At 56.3% G+C, this 2,268-nt stretch carries 1 protein-coding gene; it reads left to right on the top strand.

All coding sequences use genetic code 11. The features are described from left to right. Positions 1 to 252: 252 nt before the first annotated feature. Positions 253 to 1,947: a phospho-sugar mutase gene (locus I4W09_RS10205; RefSeq protein WP_196034081.1), complete on the top strand. Its 1,695-nt coding sequence runs from the start codon at positions 253 to 255 to the stop codon at positions 1,945 to 1,947. The last annotated feature ends 321 nt before the right edge of the window (positions 1,948 to 2,268 follow it).

Genomic DNA, 2,268 nt, shown 5'->3' with positions numbered 1-2,268 from the left:
TGACCGGTGGACGGCACCGAGCCGTCGCATCGACTTGAAGAAGGGGGAGGCCTCGCGGCCTCCCCCTTTTTTGCGTTAAAGGCGGCATTCACTAAGCAATTAAATCAATCCAATCATCCACCGGTGAATATAAACGTTCACCGTTCTGTGGCCGGTTCTCTGTTCTCAATGGACTAATATTTGCTTTAGCGCGCTGATGCGCTTGTCCTGTTTTACACGGGTTGTTTTATTGATTGTGACGGAAGGACTCACATGGCAGATGTTCATGAGCTGCTTGATACTTGGATTGCCAATGTCAAGGACGAGGAGCTCCTCGCTGAGCTCAACACGATGAAGGAGCAGGGTGACGAAGACGCCATCACCGACGCTTTCTTCCAGGATCTCGCCTTCGGTACTGCCGGTCTTCGTGGCACTATCGGTGCAGGTACTAACCGTATGAATATCTATACGGTCGGTCGTGCGACCCAGGGATTCGCTGACTACCTTAATGCGACCTTCGAGCATCCGACGGTCGCCATTGCTCGCGATAGCCGCAATAAGGGCGAGCTGTTCGTTAAGACGACGGCTGCCATTCTTGCGGCAAACGGCGTGACGGCTCTCGTGTATCCCAAGATTTCTCCCGTGCCGACGCTTTCCTGGGCCGTCCGCGACCTTAAGTGCTCCGGTGGCATTTGCATGACCGCTAGTCATAATCCGGCGCCTTATAACGGCTATAAGGCCTATGGCCCCGACGGCTGCCAGATCACCAGTGAGGCCGCCGATGCAATTTCTAAGGCTATTGCCGAGACCGATACGTTTACCGGCGTGAAGTCCATGGACTTTGATGAGGCTCTTGAGCAGGGTCTGGTCAAATGGATCGACGACTCGTGCCTCGAGCGTTATTATGACGCCGTTCTCGCCCGCGGCGTGACCAATCTTTCTGCCGAGGAGATCGCTGGCGCCCCGCTTAAGCTCGTCTACACTCCGCTCAACGGCACCGGCCTCATTCCCGTCACGACGGTGCTCGAGCGCGCTGGCATCACCGATGTCACGGTTGTTCCCGAGCAGAAGGAGCCTAACGGCGATTTCCCGACCTGCCCGTATCCTAACCCCGAGATCCGTCAGGCCATGCAGAAGGGCATCGATCTCTGCGAGCAGGTTCACCCTGATCTGCTGCTTGCAACCGACCCCGACGCCGACCGTGTCGGCGTTGCTGTCAAGAATGGTGATGACTATCTGCTGCTGACCGGCAATGAGATGGGCGTTCTGCTGCTCGACTATATCTGCAAGACCCGCGCTGCTCGCGGTGAGGACCTCACTAAGAAGGTTGCTGTCACTACTATCGTTTCTTCCGCCATGGTTGACGCTCTGGCCGACGAGTACGGTTTTGAGCTCCGCCGCTGCCTGACGGGCTTCAAGTACATCGGCGACATCATTACTTCTCTTTCCGATGCTGGCGAGGTCGACCGCTTTATCTTCGGTTTCGAGGAGAGCTACGGCTATCTGGCCGGCGACCACGTGCGCGATAAGGACGCGGTGAGCACTTCGCTTCTGATTTGCCAGATGGCGCAGTATTACAAGCTGCAGGGTAAGAACCTTGCCGACGCGATGCACGAGCTGTACGAGAAGTATGGCTACTATCACAATAAGACGATTTCGCTGAGCTATCCGGGTGCTGAGGGTGCGGCAAAGATGGCCGGCATCATGGCCGGTCTGCGCGAGAACCCGCCCGCGGAGCTCGCCGGTTCCAAGATTGAGGCCGTCGTTGATTACAACACCTGCGTGAACGGCCTGCCGAAGGCTAATGTCATTGAGTTCGATCTTGAGGGTGGTAACAAGGGTATTGTTCGTCCTTCCGGCACCGAGCCCAAGATTAAGCTGTACATCTTTGCTAAGGGCGCGGATGCCGTTGAGGCTGATGCGGCACTTGACGCGATTGAGGAGTCCGGTCGCAAGCTGCTGGCATAAGGTATTTAAGAGTCTATTGCTATAGATAGGCAAAAGAGGGGATCTCGGAAGCGAGGTCCCCTCCTGTTTTTAACCAGCCAGCCGAGAGTACTTATATGTGTAGGAAATGTGTACGCCCAGATTCCCGCCCGTGGGGGCCCTCCGGTCTGGCAATATATCTCCTTGCCGCGCGGCCCGGTGCAACCGGGAACCAGCGCAGGCGTGCACCTTGAGAACCGGATACTGCGAGGATGGACACACCAGATGTGTCGCATCCGGGCAGACATCGAACCATTTGAAATGGTCTAACTTGGATTTGTTTTTCGCAAGGCCGCCGAGAGG

It is taken from the genome of Collinsella aerofaciens, from assembly GCF_015670795.1.
Taxonomy (GTDB): Bacteria; Actinomycetota; Coriobacteriia; order Coriobacteriales; family Coriobacteriaceae; genus Collinsella; species Collinsella aerofaciens_Q.
This window is presented reverse-complemented; position numbering and strand designations above follow the sequence as displayed.